Source organism: Thalassotalea nanhaiensis, assembly GCF_031583575.1.
Lineage (GTDB): Bacteria > Pseudomonadota > Gammaproteobacteria > Enterobacterales > Alteromonadaceae > Thalassotalea_A > Thalassotalea_A nanhaiensis.
The window spans coordinates 1,467,745-1,485,259 of sequence record NZ_CP134146.1 but is presented as its reverse complement, the minus strand read 5'-3'; the positions used below and the strand labels follow the sequence as shown (position 1 = coordinate 1,485,259).

The 17,515-nt window shown below is 38.7% G+C and carries 12 protein-coding genes; 6 read left to right on the top strand and 6 right to left on the bottom strand.

Going from position 1 to position 17,515, the window contains the following annotated elements:
• The first annotated feature begins 10 nt into the window (after nt 1–10).
• The 3 genes from RI845_RS06605 to RI845_RS06595 all read left to right on the top strand — a co-directional run bounded on the left by RI845_RS06605 (nt 11) and on the right by RI845_RS06595 (nt 5,399).
• On the top strand, nt 11–2,299 hold the full coding sequence (locus tag RI845_RS06605; RefSeq protein WP_348388948.1) for a YgiQ family radical SAM protein: 2,289 nt from the start codon (nt 11–13) through the stop codon (nt 2,297–2,299).
• A 195-nt stretch (nt 2,300–2,494) separates the two neighbouring features.
• Nucleotides 2,495–4,087 (top strand): ABC-F family ATPase, encoded by a 1,593-nt coding sequence (locus RI845_RS06600; protein WP_348388947.1) that lies wholly within the window; start codon nt 2,495–2,497, stop codon nt 4,085–4,087.
• Nucleotides 4,088–4,247: 160 nt separating this feature from the next.
• Nucleotides 4,248–5,399, top strand: coding sequence for a patatin-like phospholipase family protein (locus RI845_RS06595; RefSeq protein WP_348388946.1), 1,152 nt, complete (start codon nt 4,248–4,250; stop codon nt 5,397–5,399).
• A 31-nt stretch (nt 5,400–5,430) separates the two neighbouring features.
• On the opposite strand, the gene RI845_RS06590 is transcribed toward RI845_RS06595, so the two are convergent.
• The gene (locus tag RI845_RS06590) at nt 5,431–7,398 is read right to left on the bottom strand and encodes a cation:proton antiporter domain-containing protein (protein ID WP_348388945.1); all 1,968 of its coding nucleotides are present in this window, start codon (nt 7,396–7,398) and stop codon (nt 5,431–5,433) included.
• A 234-nt stretch (nt 7,399–7,632) separates the two neighbouring features.
• Here RI845_RS06590 and RI845_RS06585 point away from each other — a divergent pair, with 234 nt between their 5' ends.
• A complete protein-coding gene (locus RI845_RS06585) occupies nt 7,633–10,086 on the top strand; it encodes a winged helix-turn-helix domain-containing protein (protein ID WP_348388944.1) in 2,454 nt (817 codons plus the stop codon).
• 64 nt (nt 10,087–10,150) lie between these two features.
• Nucleotides 10,151–10,624, top strand: a complete 474-nt coding sequence (locus RI845_RS06580; protein WP_348388943.1) for a hypothetical protein — start codon at nt 10,151–10,153, stop codon at nt 10,622–10,624.
• Nucleotides 10,625–10,645: 21 nt separating this feature from the next.
• Here the strand turns inward: RI845_RS06580 and RI845_RS06575 are convergent, their stop codons facing one another.
• The 4 genes from RI845_RS06575 to RI845_RS06560 form a co-directional block, all read right to left on the bottom strand.
• Nucleotides 10,646–11,413: a hypothetical protein gene (locus RI845_RS06575; protein ID WP_348388942.1), complete on the bottom strand. Its 768-nt coding sequence runs from the start codon at nt 11,411–11,413 to the stop codon at nt 10,646–10,648.
• 77 nt (nt 11,414–11,490) lie between these two features.
• Nucleotides 11,491–12,792: a DEAD/DEAH box helicase gene (locus RI845_RS06570; protein WP_348388941.1), complete on the bottom strand. Its 1,302-nt coding sequence runs from the start codon at nt 12,790–12,792 to the stop codon at nt 11,491–11,493.
• A gap of 160 nt (nt 12,793–12,952) precedes the next feature.
• Nucleotides 12,953–14,374 (bottom strand): alanine/glycine:cation symporter family protein, encoded by a 1,422-nt coding sequence (locus tag RI845_RS06565; RefSeq protein WP_348388940.1) that lies wholly within the window; start codon nt 14,372–14,374, stop codon nt 12,953–12,955.
• Between the two features lie 119 nt (nt 14,375–14,493).
• A complete protein-coding gene (locus RI845_RS06560) occupies nt 14,494–15,324 on the bottom strand; it encodes an ion transporter (protein WP_348388939.1) in 831 nt (276 codons plus the stop codon).
• Nucleotides 15,325–15,470: 146 nt separating this feature from the next.
• Here RI845_RS06560 and RI845_RS06555 point away from each other — a divergent pair, with 146 nt between their 5' ends.
• Nucleotides 15,471–16,355 (top strand): DMT family transporter, encoded by an 885-nt coding sequence (locus RI845_RS06555; protein WP_348388938.1) that lies wholly within the window; start codon nt 15,471–15,473, stop codon nt 16,353–16,355.
• On the opposite strand, the gene RI845_RS06550 is transcribed toward RI845_RS06555, so the two are convergent.
• Complete coding sequence (locus tag RI845_RS06550) at nt 16,352–17,509, bottom strand: GNAT family N-acetyltransferase (protein WP_348388937.1); 1,158 nt, start codon at nt 17,507–17,509, stop codon at nt 16,352–16,354. The genes RI845_RS06555 and RI845_RS06550 overlap by 4 nt on opposite strands.
• Nucleotides 17,510–17,515: the final 6 nt, after the last annotated feature.

Below are 17,515 nucleotides of genomic sequence, written 5' to 3'. Positions count from 1 at the left end.
ACGCTATTTCATGATCCCATTACCAAAAACAGAACTGTTCGAATACCCTAAATACTGGGCGGAGTGCTACGGCGCTGCACCATTCTTTCCTATGTCTAGAAAAGAAATGGATGAATTAGGTTGGGACAGCTGTGACATAATTTTGGTCACTGGTGACGCCTATGTTGACCACCCGTCTTTTGGTATGGCAATTATAGGTCGTATGTTGGAAGCACAAGGCTTTCGCGTTGGTATGATCTCCCAGCCAAATTGGCATTCAAAAGATGATTTTATGAGTCTGGGTAAACCAAATTTATTTTTTGGTGTTACTGCCGGTAACATGGACTCGATGATCAACCGTTATACCGCCGAGCGTCGTATGCGTCATGATGATGCATATACACCTAACAATGAAGGTGGTAAGCGTCCTGACAGAGCTGTAACCGTTTATACTCAACGATGTAAAGAAGCCTTTAAAGGCGTGCCCGTTATTATTGGCGGCATTGAAGCAAGTTTACGCCGAATTTCTCATTATGATTACTGGTCAGATAAAGTTCGCCGCAGTGTATTGTTTGATGCCAAAGCTGACATCTTGATATACGGCAACGCCGAACGTCCATTAGTTGAAGTAGCACATCGTATTGCGCGCGGAGAAGATGTACAAAACATTACCGATGTACGTGGTACTGCGTTTTTAAGTAAAACAGCATTACCGGGTTGGCGTGGTGTAGACTCTCGCAGCATTGACCGACCTGGAAAAATAGATCCTATTGCCAGCCCATATCAAGATATGACGCCAAGTAACTGTGACAAAGCCGACGAAGTAACAGAGTCAGGCGTTACTGTTGTCAATGCAAAAAATAACAGCAATGACAGTAAAGTTGATATCACTAAAGACGCTGTGCCAATTCAAATTAGCGATTACCAAAACAAAACTTGGAATAAAAAATATAAACCTTGGGAAAAAACCTACGTTAAATTACCAAGCTATGAGCAAGTAAGTGTAAACAAAATGCTTTACGCACACGCGTCTCGTATATTTCACCAAGAAGTAAACCCTGCCAGTGCGCGTGCCTTGGTACAAAGTCATGGTGATAGAATAGTTTGGTTAAATCCACCTGCTCTGCCACTATCAGAAGAAGAAATGGATGGTGTATTTGCATTGCCTTATGCACGAGTTCCGCATCCAAGCTATGGTGATGCTAAAATTCCAGCCTATGACATGATCAAAACATCGATAAACATTATGCGTGGTTGTTTTGGTGGTTGCTCCTTCTGTTCAATTACCGAACATGAAGGCCGTATCATTCAATCTCGCTCGCAACAGTCAATTATCAATGAAATTGAAGACATTAGAGATAAAGTTCCAGGTTTCACTGGAGTTATTTCTGATTTGGGTGGTCCTACTGCCAACATGTATCAGCTACGCTGTAAAAGCCCGAAGGCCGAAGCAACATGTAGACGTCCTTCATGTGTATGGCCAGACATTTGCGGCCATATGGATACTGATCATACCCCTACTATCGAACTTTATCGCAAAGCTCGTAAAGTTAAAGGCATTAAAAAGATCCTTATCGCCTCTGGTGTTCGTTATGACTTAGCGATTCGTGATCCAGAATACGTAAAAGAATTGGCTAGTCATCATGTTGGCGGCTATTTAAAAATAGCACCAGAGCATACAGAAGACGGTCCATTAGCAAAAATGATGAAACCGGGTATGGGCTCGTATCACAAATTTAAAGAGATGTTTGATCACTACTCAAAAGTAGCAGGTAAAAAACAGTTTTTAATTCCATATTTTATATCCGCCCACCCAGGTACCACCGATAAAGATATGGTGAACTTGGCCTTATGGCTTAAAGAAAACAATTTTAAGCTGGATCAAGTTCAAAACTTTTATCCATCACCTTTGGCAAATGCAACAACCATTTATCATACCGAAGTGGATTCTCAGAATAAAATCAGAAAAGAAGGTACTTCTGTACCCGTACCAAAAGGAACTATCCAACGTCGATTACACAAAGCAATATTGCGTTATCACGACCCGGCAAACTGGCCAATTATTCGAGAAGCATTAACTAAAATGGGTTTAGCGCGTAAGTTAATTGGCAGCGGTCCAGATTGTTTAGTCCCGAATGAAACTCGTAGTGAAAAAAATATGGGTTATCAAAAAGGTAAAAACAACGCTTCTGGTAATAAAACCTCGCCCGGCCAAAGACGTAAACAAGGTAACTCTTACGGTAAAAAGCCGGCGCAAAAAGGGCTAACTCGCTTTAGTAACGATCAGTTTAAAAAGCCAAAAAAGAAGGCAACACGCTGATCAAACACGGCAAATAATTATACAATAAAAGGGGTTATTACTTGGTAATAGCCCCTTTTTGATACATCGGAGTAATCCCTGAATAGTCTTATGTTATTACGCGTAAAAGTTAACAAACCACCAACAAAATAAATTACCGCTTTCGTGTGTTCTCGCGTATAATGCGCACAAAATTTACACCATAGGAAATATGCCTTGATCTCGACAGCTAACATCACCATGCAATTTGGTGCAAAACCTTTATTTGAAAACATTTCAGTTAAATTTGGTGGTGGTAACCGCTTTGGTTTAATTGGTGCTAATGGTTGTGGTAAATCAACCTTTATGAAAATTCTAGGTGGAGATCTAGAACAATCTAGCGGTACTGTTTCAATAGACGTTAACGAGCGTGTTGGTAAATTACGTCAAGACCAATTTGCTTATGAAGAATATTCTGTAGTCGACACAGTTATCATGGGCCACACTGAATTATGGGCCGTAAAAGAAGAGCGTGATCGTATTTATTCTTTAGCTGAAATGAGTGAAGAAGAAGGCATGAAAGTTGCCGACTTAGAAGTTGAATTTGCTGAAATGGACGGCTACACCGCAGAAAGTCGTGCTGGTGAATTATTACTAGGCCTAGGCATCCCGGTAAGCCAACACTTTGGCCCAATGAGCGATGTAGCTCCGGGTTGGAAACTTCGTGTACTTTTAGCACAAGCACTTTTCTCTGATCCAGATATTTTGCTTTTAGATGAGCCTACCAACAACTTGGACATCCACACAATCCAATGGTTGGAAGACATCCTGAACGAACGTGAATCAACCATGATCATCATCTCGCATGATAGACATTTCTTAAACAGTGTATGTACCCATATGGCTGATTTAGATTTTGGTGAACTACGTGTTTACCCAGGTAACTATGACCAATACATGCTTGCTGCAACTCAAGCCCGCGCTACGTTAATGGCCGGCAATGAAAAGAAGAAAGCACAAATTTCTGAATTACAGGACTTTGTACGTCGCTTCTCAGCAAACGCATCAAAAGCAAAGCAAGCCACATCGCGTGCTAAACAACTAGATAAAATTAAACTAGATGAAGTTAAAGTATCTAGTCGTGTAACGCCATTTATTCGCTTTGACCAAGAAAAGAAATTATTCCGTAACTCATTAGTTATTGAAAACTTAAACAAGAGCTTTAGCGACAATCACGTACTAAAAGACATTAATCTAATGGCTGTAGTAGGTGAAAAAATTGCTATTATCGGTGAAAACGGTATTGGTAAAACCACGTTTTTACGTACTTTAATGGGCGAAGTTGAATACATGCCAGAAACTGGCTCAGCTAAATGGTCTGAAAATGCGCAAATAGCTTATTACGCGCAAGACCATGCCGCAGATTTTGAAAACGACATGACGTTATTCGATTGGATGAGTCAATGGCGCAGTGAAGGCGATGATGAGCAGGTAATTCGTGGTTACTTAGGTCGCTTATTGTTTTCTGCTGATGATATATACAAATCAGTTAAAGTGCTTTCTGGTGGTGAACAAGGTCGCATGTTGTTTGGTAAAATGATGATGCAAAAGCCAAACATTTTAGTTATGGATGAACCAACCAACCACATGGATATGGAATCTATTGAAGCGTTGAACATGGCGCTTGAAAAGTACGAAGGTACGTTAGTATTCGTTTCTCATGACCGTGAGTTTGTTTCATCATTGGCTACTCGTATTATCGAATTAACAAATGATGGATACGTTGATTTTGCCGGCACGTATGAAGAGTACTTAAACAGCCAAGCGTAAATTTACAAAACTCCCAAAGGGGTCAGTGATATTTAACTAGCAAAGTTAAATGTCACTGACCCCTTTTGCTATTGCACCTCAGTATTTCCCGCTTAATCACTTTACAAAGATAATTATTTAAATCATTATTAAATTAAAGAGTTAGCTGGTTGTATTATTAATGAGCCCGAAAAAAAGTTACAAAGGATGTAAAACAGCTCTATTACTTACCGGTGGCGGCGCAAGTGCTGCATATCAAGTTGGTGTTTTAAAAGCCATTTCAAAATTCATGCCGCGCAATCACGGCATCCCCTTTCCAATTATTTCAGGTACGTCTGCAGGTGCTATTAACGCGACTACCATAGCGTGTTATGCATCCTGTTATCACTTAGGTATACGCCGTTTGGAATATGTTTGGAATAATTTGCATACCAGCAGCATTTATCACTCAAAAGCTAGAAAGGTATTTGGTCATATTCTATATGGACTAATGAGCTCTTATCGAGCAGGTTATGCGCCGAAAAAGGCGGTAAGTTTACTTAACAATGAACCGTTACGGGCATTATTAAATCAAGTAGTCGATTTTAAACGAATTGATGGCAATATAAATAATGGCTATTTATCATCAATTGCAATTACTGCGTCAAGTTACACTAGCGGCGATTCGATTAGTTTTTATCAAGCTGACAAATCTATTACTCCATGGCAACGTTCTAAGCGTAGAGGTGTGCAAACCACCTTACATACTGATCATTTATTGGCATCGTCATCTATCCCGTTAATATTTCCATCGATAAAGATTAAAAAAGAACATTTTGGTGACGGCTCTGTCAGCCAACTATCACCTTTGAGTACTCCTATACATTTAGGCGCTGAAAAAATATTTATTATTGGCGTAGAGCAGCCACAAGAAAATATTCATCATGCGGTCGACTTTCATCAACCACCGAGTAATGCCGAAATCGCCGGCCATTTAATGGATACTGTGTTTTCAGAAGCGTTAAACAGTGACCTAGAGCGGATGAATAGAATAAATAAAACAGTTAACTTAATACCTGAAGCGAAGCGCGGCTTTCAATCAAGTTTAAAACAAGTTGATAGTTTTTTAATTAACCCTAGCCAGAACTTTCATGTATTGGCCCATGAGCATTATGATGAGTTAAAATGGGCTCTTAGGTTTATATTGCGCCTTATGGGTAGCGGTAAAGACTCAGATTCTTCACTTACCTCATATATCATGTTTGAACAAAACTACTGTAAGCGCCTTATTCAAGTTGGTTTTAATGATGCGATGGAGCAAGAAGCTCAAATCAGAGAGTTTTTAAACATCTAACTAATAGTTTTTTAACCCGGCACCCTCTCTATTAAGGCCCTTCTTGTAAGTATCTTTCTACTCGCTCTACTCTGCGGGGTTTACCTTGTAAAATGACGGTATCTTGCGCTTGAAGCACAAAATCATTGTCAATATCAGTAAACTCATCATGACCACGGCGTACCGCTAAAATCTCAACTCGTCTGGGTTCTAAATCAAGCTCAATAACTTTTTTGCCATTTGCCCAAGCGTCATCCGGTAATAATGTTGGGTGAACAAACTCTAAACGTTCAATCGCTTCTGCGCTCATGTTGGTATCTACACCAGGGTAGAAACCATGCAGTCGGTGATAATGATTTTTTCGTTCTGCTTGCACTCGGCGAACAATTCGTGAAAATGGCACACCAGACAAGTTCAATACCTGTGAAACTAGCATTAAGCTGCCCTCTAGTGACTCTGGAACAACTTCATTAGCGCCAGCTTCTTTCAACGTTACCAACGCATCATCATTACGTGTTCTTACCAGGATTTGTACATTTTTAGAAATTGAACGAACCTTTTGCACTACGTCTAAAGATTGCTCTGCCGCGCCATATGAAATAACCACTAATTTTGCCTGGCTTAAATTTGCTGCTGCTAGAATTTCAGTTTGTCTTGCTGATCCAAACAGCACATTCTCACCAGCTTCGCGCGCCTCATTTACCCTAATAGGATCAATATCGATGGCAACAAAATCAATTTTCTCTTGTTTTAAAAAGCGGCTAACCGTTTGCCCTACTCGTCCAAAACCACAAATAACGACATGATTAGCCATCTTTTTACTGCTGACATTAAGTTGTTCATCAATATCATCTTGCTTGCCGTCATACGCTATAGCCACAGACCATTTACGGGCATTTTTTATCATGTATGGGGTAATTGCCATAGAGATTATGCCAACCCCTAACAGCATTGAGGTAAGCTTTGGTGATAATACGCCAACCGTAGCAGCTAACGATATAAGTACAAAACCAAATTCGCCCATTTGCGCAAGCATAAAGGCTGAAGCCCAAGCATCTTTTTTTGACTCGCCAGCTTTAACGGCAAGGTATCTGACAATTAGAGTTTTGATCAACATAAAGCTGACCACTAAAACGACAATTTTTCCTGGTTGAGTAAATAACAAAACAGGATCCAATTTCATTCCGACAGTTACAAAGAATAAACCCAGAAGTATGTCTCTAAACGGCCTAATATCAGCTTCAAGTTGATATTTATATTGTGACTCGCCCAACATCATGCCTGCTAAGAATGCACCTAGCGCCATCGACAAACCAAAAAATTGCGTTAATCCTGCGGCAAAAAGAGTGACAAATAAGGTTGTTAATACAAATAATTCATCGGTTCGAACTAACGCGACTTGGTTAAAAATTGTCGGTAAAATCCACTTACCCGCTGAGAGTAATAAACCAACAACAAATACACCTTTTAGTAAAGCAAACAGTAATGCCAGTAGCATTGAGCTATCACCACTGTCTGACAAAAATGGAATAATAATGAGAAGTGGAACTACCGCAATATCTTGAAATAACAAAACGGCAACTGAAATTTGTCCCGATTTTCGCTTTATTGAACCACTTTCATTTAATTGCCGAATAACAATTGCTGTTGAGGAAAGGGCTAAAACGCCACCAACAACTAACGCAGTTTCAATGTCAAAACCTAAGAACAAACCGATAATTAAAAATATCAGTAAGCTAATGCCTACTTGTTTAGAGCCAACCCCCATTACCAGATGGCGCATCGCCATTAATTTAGGTAGTGAAAACTCTAAACCTAAGGTGAACAATAAAAAGACTATCCCAAGTTCAGCGAAATGTTCATAATCCAAACTGTGCCCTGCTAATGATAAACCGTGTTCACCAACAATAGTTCCTGCAACTAAATACGCTAAAATAGCAGGTAAATTTAATCGACGAAACAGCCATACAGTAAACACTGCAGCAACTAAAATAGCGATAATTTCAAAGAAGTGACCCACAAATATCCTTTTTAAATGTTTACTAAGAAGAACAACATAAATACTGCTGTATAGCGGTAGAATAAAACATTACATTAACAATTTACCTTAGCATTATTTCGCTGATAAATGTATTAACTTATCTTTGTAATTAGCAAATTTTTACTTCTACAACCATAATATATATTCATATAAATTCAGTTTAGGATTAGAGGCTTATTCGAGAAGTAAGGAATGCCTGCACTATATTAAACCGTGCCCAACAACGATAAAAACAACAAAACCAAACCCTCGACAAAAAGTTCTACAATTGTCGATCAATTTATGGTGCCTAAAGAATTGCATGATGGTTTTAGCTTAGGTGATGTTATTGTTGAACCTGATCTTGGTTTAATAATACGAGACTCCGAGCGCTATCACTTAGCCCCAAAAGCAATGGAAATATTGCTATTTTTAGCCGCAAATAAATGTGAAACCGTTTCAAGAGAGCAAATATTAGAATTTGGCTGGGGTGATACAAGTGCATCAAAAACCAATATTACCCATATTATCAGCGAAATTAGACACGCGTTAGACGATCATAAAGAATGCCCTAGGTTTATTCAGACCATTCCAAGAAAAGGTTATCGAATGATGATTCCTACGTTAGCGAAGCCAAGCTCGGGGATATTTAACTTTAATAACGATGAAAACCACCCAGCTACAAATACTCGATGGAGCTTATCCCTTTCAATTTTTAAAAGCAGTCGATTATTTAAAGCCAGTGCTGCTTATGTTGTCATTTCATGGGTGTTATTGCAGGTATTTGCCCTTGTATTACCAATTTTTAACGTGCCTGACTGGGGAGTAAAATTCGCTACATTAGTGCTGATTATTGGTTTTCCTGTAGTGATCAGTTACCAATGGTTAAAAGAATTAAAATATAAACGTCAACATTTAGTAAATAAAGCCAACAAAACCAAGTTTTTCTATCAGCAACTTTTCGTTGATTCATTTTTTGTTAGCATTGTTTTACTCGTTATTTATTTCTTATCTAATCATTTAATTACTTATATAGAGGTTGAATCAGAGAACCAAGCAAAAATTGCAAATACAATACCAATTCAACCTGTTGTGGATAATGCAGTAGCAGTACTGAGTTTTAGTAAGCAAAACTTTACTGTAGATGCTAATCAAATACCTGATTATGCAGTAACAGGGTTGCAAGAAGAGGTAATAAACTATTTAGCACAAAAACCAAGCTTTAAAGTTGCCTCGATGCGAGCAACTAACAGTTTAAAACAAGATGCCAGTATAGAGGATATTAAGACCCGTTTAGGAGTAAGGTATATTCTTGAGGGTAAAGCTATGCAAAAACAAGATATTATATTGGTTAATGCTACCCTGATAGATTCAGTCAGTGGTTTCCAGGTTTGGAGTATTGAGACAAAAGGCGAGTTATCACAAATATTAAACCTGTATTCAGAGCTTTCAAGAAAAGTTGTTAGCGCTCTACATCTGTTAATTCCTGGTGATGAGAAGCAATTGAGTAATAACCAAAACTCTATGCCAACGAACAACTTTGAAGCTTACGATGCCTACTTGCAGGGTAAAAACGAAAATAGAAAAACTAAGAGCATTAACTCTTTAATTGCTGCAGAAGGTCTTTTCAACTTAGCATTAAAGTTAGACCCAGAATTCATTAAAGCTTCGGCGGCACTTTGTTTAACATATTTAGATCTTTACGCTTTAGGAAAAGATCCAGTTCATTATATAAAAGGTGTAGAGGTTTGTGACCTGACAGCCAGTTACAAATCAGAAAGTGTCGAGTCATATTTATCTTTGGGTAAATTGAATATGATCCGAGGCAAACAACAAGCAGCCATTAAGTACTTAGAGCAAGCCCTAGCGATTGATAACAAATCCTCAGAAGTTATCACCACTTTGGCTGAAGTTTATTTTAACACTGAAGATAAAAAGCAGGCTGAAGAGCTTTATTTGAAAGCGATTGAGTTTGAACCTGCTTACTGGAAAAACTATTACCAATTTGGTGTTTTTCTTCATTATACAGGGCAGTATGAGCGCGCTATTTCACAGTTTAACAAGGTTAATTTACTAAATGACAATGTATCTAACTCTTATAATGCCTTAGGTGGTGCATATTATTTATTGATGGATTGGGAAAACGCCAGAATTGCCTGGTCGAAAGCATTAGCTATAGAGCCATCTGCTCTGATCTACTCAAACTTAGCCACCAGTTTATTTTACTTACAGCAATTTGATGACGCGGTTGAAATTTATCTGCAAGGGACAAAACTAACGCCAAACGACAATACAATATGGGCAAACTTAGCTGATTCATATAAATATTCAGCTACTCAAAGTAATAAAGCAAAAGCAGCTTACGAAAAAGCGTTAGAATTAGCATTGAACAAAGAAGTAATTAACCCCAACGATGAGTCATTACAATCTCAAATAGCACGCTATTACTCAGAGTTAGAACAATGTTCAGTTGCTGACTCTTACATGCAGACGGTGCTCAATAAATCCCCTACCGACCCTGTTGTTTTTTATAGCTTATCGCTAATGTTTTTAAATTGTGATCAGTTTCAAGAAGCTGAAAATATGATAGAAAAAAGTATAAGTCTTGGTTATCCAAAAGAGCTGTTATTGGCAGATCCGCAATTTTTAGTCTATAAAGAACAACTTAGCAAGTTGTTTAATAATTAATCAACACTAAAATTAATACCAAGTTCCTAGTTGTAATCATGGTATTTCTCAAAAGGAAATAACAATGAGTAAATCAACACTAACAAGAATAAACGTCTCCACATTAATCACCTGTGCATTAGCAAGCTTTATGTTTATTTCAAGTTTCGCTAACGCCAATACCATTGAAATCAAGCTAAAAGCAGATAATTGTGTCGACAGTTTGACTCCGAGCAATAAATCCAGCTGTGCAACGGAATTTCCAGGTGTAACCAGCCCATGCCAAGGGAAAAAAGATTGTGTGTGTACTAAAAAAGACAAGCATATTGAGTGGACGTTTGCTGAAGGCAGCCCAAAACAAAATTTTACCATCGAATTTGACAGTGGCACACCATTCGATCCAAGTTGTAAATTAGCATCGCCGAATGGCAATAAAATTCGCTGTAAAGTGGATAAAAAAGGCGCTGCGGTTTCGCCGCCTAGTTTCTACTATTCAGTTAATATTGCAGCCTGTGCAACCGGACCATATGATCCAATAATTATAATCGGAAATAATTAAATTTTGGAAAAGTGTAGATCTTTAATTAGACCTTTCTTGTGCAGAAAGGTCTTTTAGTATTTCTCGACGGGCTTCTGCTGTATAGCCTATATACAGGCGAGCATATCGGATGGCATAACCAAAACGCTCAACACCGACAATGTTAATACATTCAAGTAAGAAGTCTTTATGCAAATTAAAGGTCTTCACATAAAAATCTACAGCCTGATTAAGATCAGAATATGTAACACCATCAAAGACGAATTGTTTGCCTAGTGTTGTATCTTCTATTTGCTCGCCATTACACCACACAGGCCAACCTGAAAAGTTAACCCTGTCTCTTGCAATTTCAAACATGGCCCAGCCACTTTTGGCAAAGCCTTCAAAATTGCCCCCCTCAAAGCCAGCATTTTCAAGTTCTTGCTTGGTCCAATTTTTACCTATAGCCAAATGTTTTTGATAGCGCTTGGCTAAGGCTTTTTTAATTTGCTCTCTACATCGGTATATATCAACTGCCTGAGACGTATTAGCCAAAGATTTACATTCTCTACATATAGGTACAGAAATTGGTTGGTGCGGACAATCGATTAAGCGCTGCTGTGTGCTTGGAAATAACAGGCGTAACTGACTTGGCTCTTGGCAAAACCAACAGCAGTGTCGAAAATGAAATGGGGTTTCAATTTCTTGGTGAGCAAGGCTATGATCAACGTGTTGTTGCAAGCTTTGCTCACTTTGATAATACTGATCAGTGTCGGTATTAGCTATTCTTTTAGAATGTGGAACAGCTTTATTAGAATTATTATTATCCATTTTTTCTTTCTAAACGTTAGTTTCTCAGGTAATACCTCTAAAACAGAAGTTCCTGAGAAACTAGAATTAAATAGCCCTTACTTTGATGAGTAACGGCTCTTACGCTTCACCTTAGCCTTAGGTCTACCTATATCGGTACGCTTTTTAGCGACACTTCGATTCTTATCTTGCTGCGCCTGATAGCGGTTTTTACTACCGGTATTACTTGCTGCCGCTTTTTTCTCTGCTTTAGACGCATAGTCTAAAGGGTCAAAATCATAACCTGGAAGTTTAACCTGCTCAATTTTATGACCAAGAACTTCTTCAATATTACCTAAAAACTTATTATCTTTTGGTGAAACAAATGAAATTGCAGTGCCCGACTTACCTGCTCTACCCGTACGGCCAATGCGGTGTATATAATCTTCTGGTAAAAATGGTAAGTGATAGTTAACTACATACTGTAAATCTTCAATATCAATGCCACGTGCGGCAACATCAGTTGCTACAAGTACTCTAACTTTACCTTCGGCAAAGTCTTCCAAAGCTTTGTTACGAGAGCCTTGCGATCTATCGCCATGACAAAGAGCCGCTTTTATGCCGTCAAGTTTAAGCTCTTTAGCAATTTGATTGGCACTTTCTTTTGTGCCCGCAAAAACCATAACCTGCTGCCAGTTATTTACGCCTATTAGCTCGGCCAACATTTCACTCTTACGTTCTTCTACAACAGGGTAAACGTAATGACGAATTTTTGCGGCGGTAGCATTTTGCTTTGCCGTTTCTAATACTCTAGGGTTCGTTAAAAACTGCTTGGTAAGTAGTTTTACTTTATTTGAAAATGTTGCTGAAAATAGCAACGTTTGGTGTTGATGCTTAATGGTCTGTAAGATTGATTCAATATCTTTTACAAAGCCCATATCCAGCATACGGTCAGCTTCGTCTAACACGGCGAACTTCACTTGCGTAAGACTAACATTGCGTGCATCTAGGAGCTCTTGCAAACGACCTGGCGTAGCCACCAATATATCAGCGCCAGCTTTTAAGTTTTTGATCTGCCCAGCTGAGTCGACACCGCCAAATACTACTGCAGTTTTTAAATCAGTAAATTGAGTGTACTCGCGAATATTCTCGGCAACTTGCTTAGCCAACTCGCGCGTTGGCGTTAAAATTAATGCTCGAACTACAGGCACTGTTGATGCTTTGTGCTTCAAAAGCTGTTCAATAATTGGCAACGCGAATGCCGCAGTTTTACCTGTGCCAGTTTGTGCACTCGCTAAGACATCTTGTCCGGCACGAACTGCAGGAATTGCTCGCTGTTGAATTGGCGTCATGCTTTTGTAGCCGCATGCTTTTACCGCATTTAATAAATCATCTGGTAAGCCAATAGTATCAAAGCTCATGAAGTGTCCTGTTTAATTAGGTAGGGTATACCAATTGGTATAGGGTAATAATGGCGCAAGCATAGCAAAAAAACACACCATTATCATCTTTATAATCATTAAACCAATTGCAATAAGCCCCGCATAGCGAGGCTTATAAACAAAGTAAAATATTTAGGTGTTACTTAATTTGAGTGTTTTCTTCACTCCAAATACCTGGAGTTAAGTTCATCTCTTGTTCTTGCTTATCAGTTGCAATAAATCGTGGAATATCACCTTTATCAATATGGCTGTTATAATCTTTAGCAAGAGTAACCAAAGTTTTGGTTAACAAAATAAGGGCAACAACGTTCACCACCGTCATTAATGCCATCGCTAAATCAGCCATGCCAATTACCTCGCCCAGCGTAGCAATCGAACCATAAAAAATCATTCCTAGAAATGCCGCTAAAAACACTAAACGGCCTATTTTATTGTTCATCTTTATAAAAGGCAGTGCGTTTTCAGCATAGGCATAATTTGCCACCATCGATGTAAAGCCAAAGAAGAATATTGCCAAGGCGATAAAATCACTGCCCCAAGTTCCGACTTCATTAACAAGTGCCTGTTGGGTTAATTGAATACCAAACGTTTGACCAAGCTCAATTCCACTCAATAAGATGATCATTGCAGTACAGGTACACAACACGATAGTATCAAAAAATACACCAAGCATTTGAACGTAGCCTTGCGATGCTGGATGTGGGGGATATGGTGTTGCCGCTGCAGCTGCGTGAGGCACACTACCCATACCTGCTTCATTAGAATATAAGCCGCGTTTAATACCTTGCATTAATGCTACACCTATCATACCTCCACCAGCTTCTCTAAGACCTAATGCAGAACTGACGATGTTTGCTAATATTGATGGAATTTCACTAATGTTGGCACCGATAACCCAAAGAGCTACAAGAAGATATGCAACCCCCATGAATGGCACAACCAACTCAGAAAAACGAGCGATTTTTTTCATTCCACCTAATACTATGATACCGGCAAATATGGTTAAGAATGTGCCAGTCATCCACGGTTCGATGCTATAAGAAAAATTAAATGCTTCTGCTATAGAGTTTGCTTGTGGCGCAGAAAAGATAAGACCATAACCAATAAATAAACAAATTGAGAAAATAAGCGCTAAGACTGGGCTTTTTAACCCTTTAAGCATATAAAATGCGGGACCACCACGATAATTACCATCTCGGTTTTCTTCTTTGTACAGTTGACCTAAGGTGCTTTCAGCAAAAGCAGTTGCCATACCTATAATAGCAATCACCCACATCCAAAACATAGCGCCAGGACCGCCAATAGAAATAGCAACAGCTACCCCCATTAGGTTACCAGTGCCAACTCGGGCGGCTAGTGATGTACAAAGCGCCTGAAAAGACGTAATTCCGTGGCCATCACCTTTACGGGAATTTTTCATCACCGAAAACATATGACTAAAGTGGCGGAACTGAATTGCTTTTAAGCGGACGGTAAACCATATTCCGGCAAAAAGTAATAAAGGTACTAAGGCATAGCCCCACAGCAACCCATTTAACCAACCAACAATCTCATTTATCAAAATGTATTCCTATATTTATAGTTACTATCTAATTCAAGTGATGGTAAGTATAGTGCAACCATCACAAAATTAATTTAGACCAATCCTATATGATAATGTGACTTTGACTTAAATGATATTTATGTTTTGTTTTTTTCTGTAATCAATGCTTTTAATTCAAGTACTTGGGCTTGCAGTTGCTCGATTTGCGCCCTACTTGCTGGTTCACCGCCATCTGCAGATTCACCATGAGATTTAGCTCTTTCAATTTCATGTTCATCGGCCATAACTTCTAACACGGTACCAACCATCATATTCAAGAATATAAAGGCAGTAAAAAATATAAAGGTGATGTAATAAATCCAGCTCATCGAGTAAACCGTCATCGTTTCGTACATTACATCGGTCCAATCTTCAAATGTAGCGACACGGAACAAAGTTAATAATGAAATAGATACATCACCCCATAAAAATTCATTAATATCGCTAAATAAAATACTGCCAATTGCCGCATAAATATAAAAGATAACAAACATTAATAAGGCGATGTAACCCATACGTGGGATCGCCTTTAACAGCGCATTAATGAGCAATCTTAACTCAGGCACCATAGACACTAAGCGTAATACCCTAAACACTCTTAAAAGTCGGGCTAGTAGCACACCAGAGCCACCGGCAGGTATCAAGCTACCAATAACAATTAAACTATCAAAGATGTTCCAGCCGTTTTTAAAGAATTGCTTTTTACTGTCACTTGCTAAGTATCGGATCACTATTTCTACAGCAAAAAATATAGTGATGCCCATATCCAGTAGAGCTAAAACAGTGATCACCTGGGTAGGCAAATCATGAGTTTTCGCACCAATAAGTAACGCTGAGATAATGATTACCGATATCACTAAACCTTGAAACATTTTACTTGAGTCAATGCGCTTGAGTTGATTTTGGAATAAAGAAATACTTAATGTCATGTTAAATTTATGGATTTTTATATTCAGATTTCGATTTATATGAGGCCCAAGTAAGTAAATTCAACCTTTATTAACAAATTAACTATTAGCTTTTACTTTTAATAGGGGTATATTAACCACATGTTAAATCTCAACGCTTTTAATGAATGAACCTGTCCCAATTTATAACCCTAATTTCCTTAGCCGCTATCTGGGGAGCTTCGTTTATGCTTATGCGAATAGCCGCACCAGAAATAGGACCGGTTGCCTTAATTGCAGCACGCGCAGCTATTGGGTTTATAACGCTTTTACCATTTTTATTAATGTACAAAGGTGTACGAGATGTTGTAAATAATTGGTTTGGTATCTTTGTTGTTGGAGTAACGAATACAGCCATTCCATTTGTACTTCTCGCCTTTGCAACCTTAACCTTAAGCGCCGGGTTAACGTCTATTTTAAATGCAACAGCACCAATTTTTGCCGGCTTGGTCGCGTTTGTTTGGTTAAAAGAGCGTTTAACGTTTATTAAAACTGCAGGCTTAATTGTCGGTTTTAGTGGCGTGGTGGTGTTATTTGTTGGTAAAGGTAATTTAAGTTTTGATGATACCGCTATCGCAATTATTGCCGGCCTTATTGCTGCTCTTAATTATGGTTATGCTGCGTGTTACACCAAGAAAAAATTAACCGGTGTCAGCACAATTGCCATCGCAACCGGCAGTCAATTTTTTGCCGCTATTGTATATATTCCATTTTTGCCCGCTACTTGGCCGACCATGCCGGTGAGCAGCTTGGCAATGTATTCGACGCTTGCACTAGGCGCTGTATGTACCGCACTTGCCTACATACTATATTTTCGTTTAATTGCATCACTTGGCCCTGAAAAAGCCATCACTGTAGCGTATTTAATTCCGGTGTTTGGCGTAATATGGGGCGTGTTGTTTTTACAAGAAATTGTGACACTGTCAATGTTAATGGGCGCAGCGTTAATTTTATTTGGCGTAAGTATGACTACCGGTATGTTAAAAATGAAAACTTCGAAAAGTAATAACTAACGATCTGTTTTAAAGGGCAGGTAAGAATTAGCTGATTGCATATAGTCATTATGATAGCGCTGCTCTTTTTCGATAAAGTCAGCGATAGCCTGTTTAAAATTTGGTTGAGGTATTAAGTAGTTACCATAGAGTTTAACTGGCTCAAAGCCTCTGGCAAGCTTATGCTCTCCCTGTGCTCCTGCATCAAAACATTGCAGGTTATGCTTAATGCAATATTCTATGCCTTGGTAATAGCAGGCTTCAAAATGCAAAAACTCATGCTCTTTCATACATCCCCAATACCGTCCATATAGATGAGTCTCAGATTTAAAAAACAACGAGCTTGCAACAACCTCTTGCTTATCATTGATAACTTTCAGTAACAAAGTGCTGTCAGCACATTGCTCAGACAACGAAGAAAAAAATGTAAGGTTTAAGTAACCTTGATGGCCTGAACGTTTTAGATAGGTTTGTTGATAACAGCTGTAAAAACTACTCCAGTCCTGTTTTGTAATGTCTTTGCCATTACACCAAACAAAGCTTAACTTATGCTGAACCAGGTTTTGCCGCTCTTTCTTGATCATTTTTCGTTTACGGGCAGTCATCCACGATAGAAAGTCTGAAAATGAAGAGTAGCCTTTATTTAACCAATGATATTGCACGTCAGTGCGCTGTATTAACCCTAATTTAGCAAGACTATCACTGGTTGCTTTATCTAAGAACAGACATTGAAAATTAGAGGCTTCGACTTGTTCCAGAGTTTGGGTAAGTACTTTTACAATTAAGGCAAATAATGACTGACTAAATTTCTCAAATTCAGGGTGAATTCCAATCCGTTTACCAGTTGCTGGCGTAAATGGAATAGCACTGAGCAGTTTAGGGTAATAGGCAATGCCGTGAGCTTGATACGCGTTAGCCCAACTCCAGTCAAACATATATTCGCCATAGGAGTGCTTTTTTAAATAGCATGGCATAGCGGCAATCAATGTATTGCCTTTATGAATTAATAAATGCTGTGGTTGCCAACCAGAGGATGAAGATACAGCCCCGCTTTGTTCCAGGGCATGTAAAAATGGGTATTGATAAAAGGGGTAATTATCATGAAAAATGGCCTGCCAATGCTGTTTATTTACCTGTGATATTTGGGTTGCAAATGTTGCAGTAAACTCAGTCATTTCAGG

Bases quoted from the DNA above. Each gene is read 5' to 3' on its own strand.
- RI845_RS06605 (WP_348388948.1), top strand. From the start codon at position 11: ATGATCCCATTACCAAAAACAGAACTGTTCGAATACCCTAAATACTGG.
- RI845_RS06595 (WP_348388946.1), top strand. From the start codon at position 4,248: ATGAGCCCGAAAAAAAGTTACAAAGGATGTAAAACAGCTCTATTACTT.
- RI845_RS06580 (WP_348388943.1), top strand. From the start codon at position 10,151: ATGAGTAAATCAACACTAACAAGAATAAACGTCTCCACATTAATCACC.
- RI845_RS06575 (WP_348388942.1), bottom strand. From the start codon at position 11,413: ATGGATAATAATAATTCTAATAAAGCTGTTCCACATTCTAAAAGAATA.
- RI845_RS06570 (WP_348388941.1), bottom strand. From the start codon at position 12,792: ATGAGCTTTGATACTATTGGCTTACCAGATGATTTATTAAATGCGGTA.
- RI845_RS06560 (WP_348388939.1), bottom strand. From the start codon at position 15,324: ATGACATTAAGTATTTCTTTATTCCAAAATCAACTCAAGCGCATTGAC.
- RI845_RS06555 (WP_348388938.1), top strand. From the start codon at position 15,471: ATGAACCTGTCCCAATTTATAACCCTAATTTCCTTAGCCGCTATCTGG.
- RI845_RS06550 (WP_348388937.1), bottom strand. From the start codon at position 17,509: ATGACTGAGTTTACTGCAACATTTGCAACCCAAATATCACAGGTAAAT.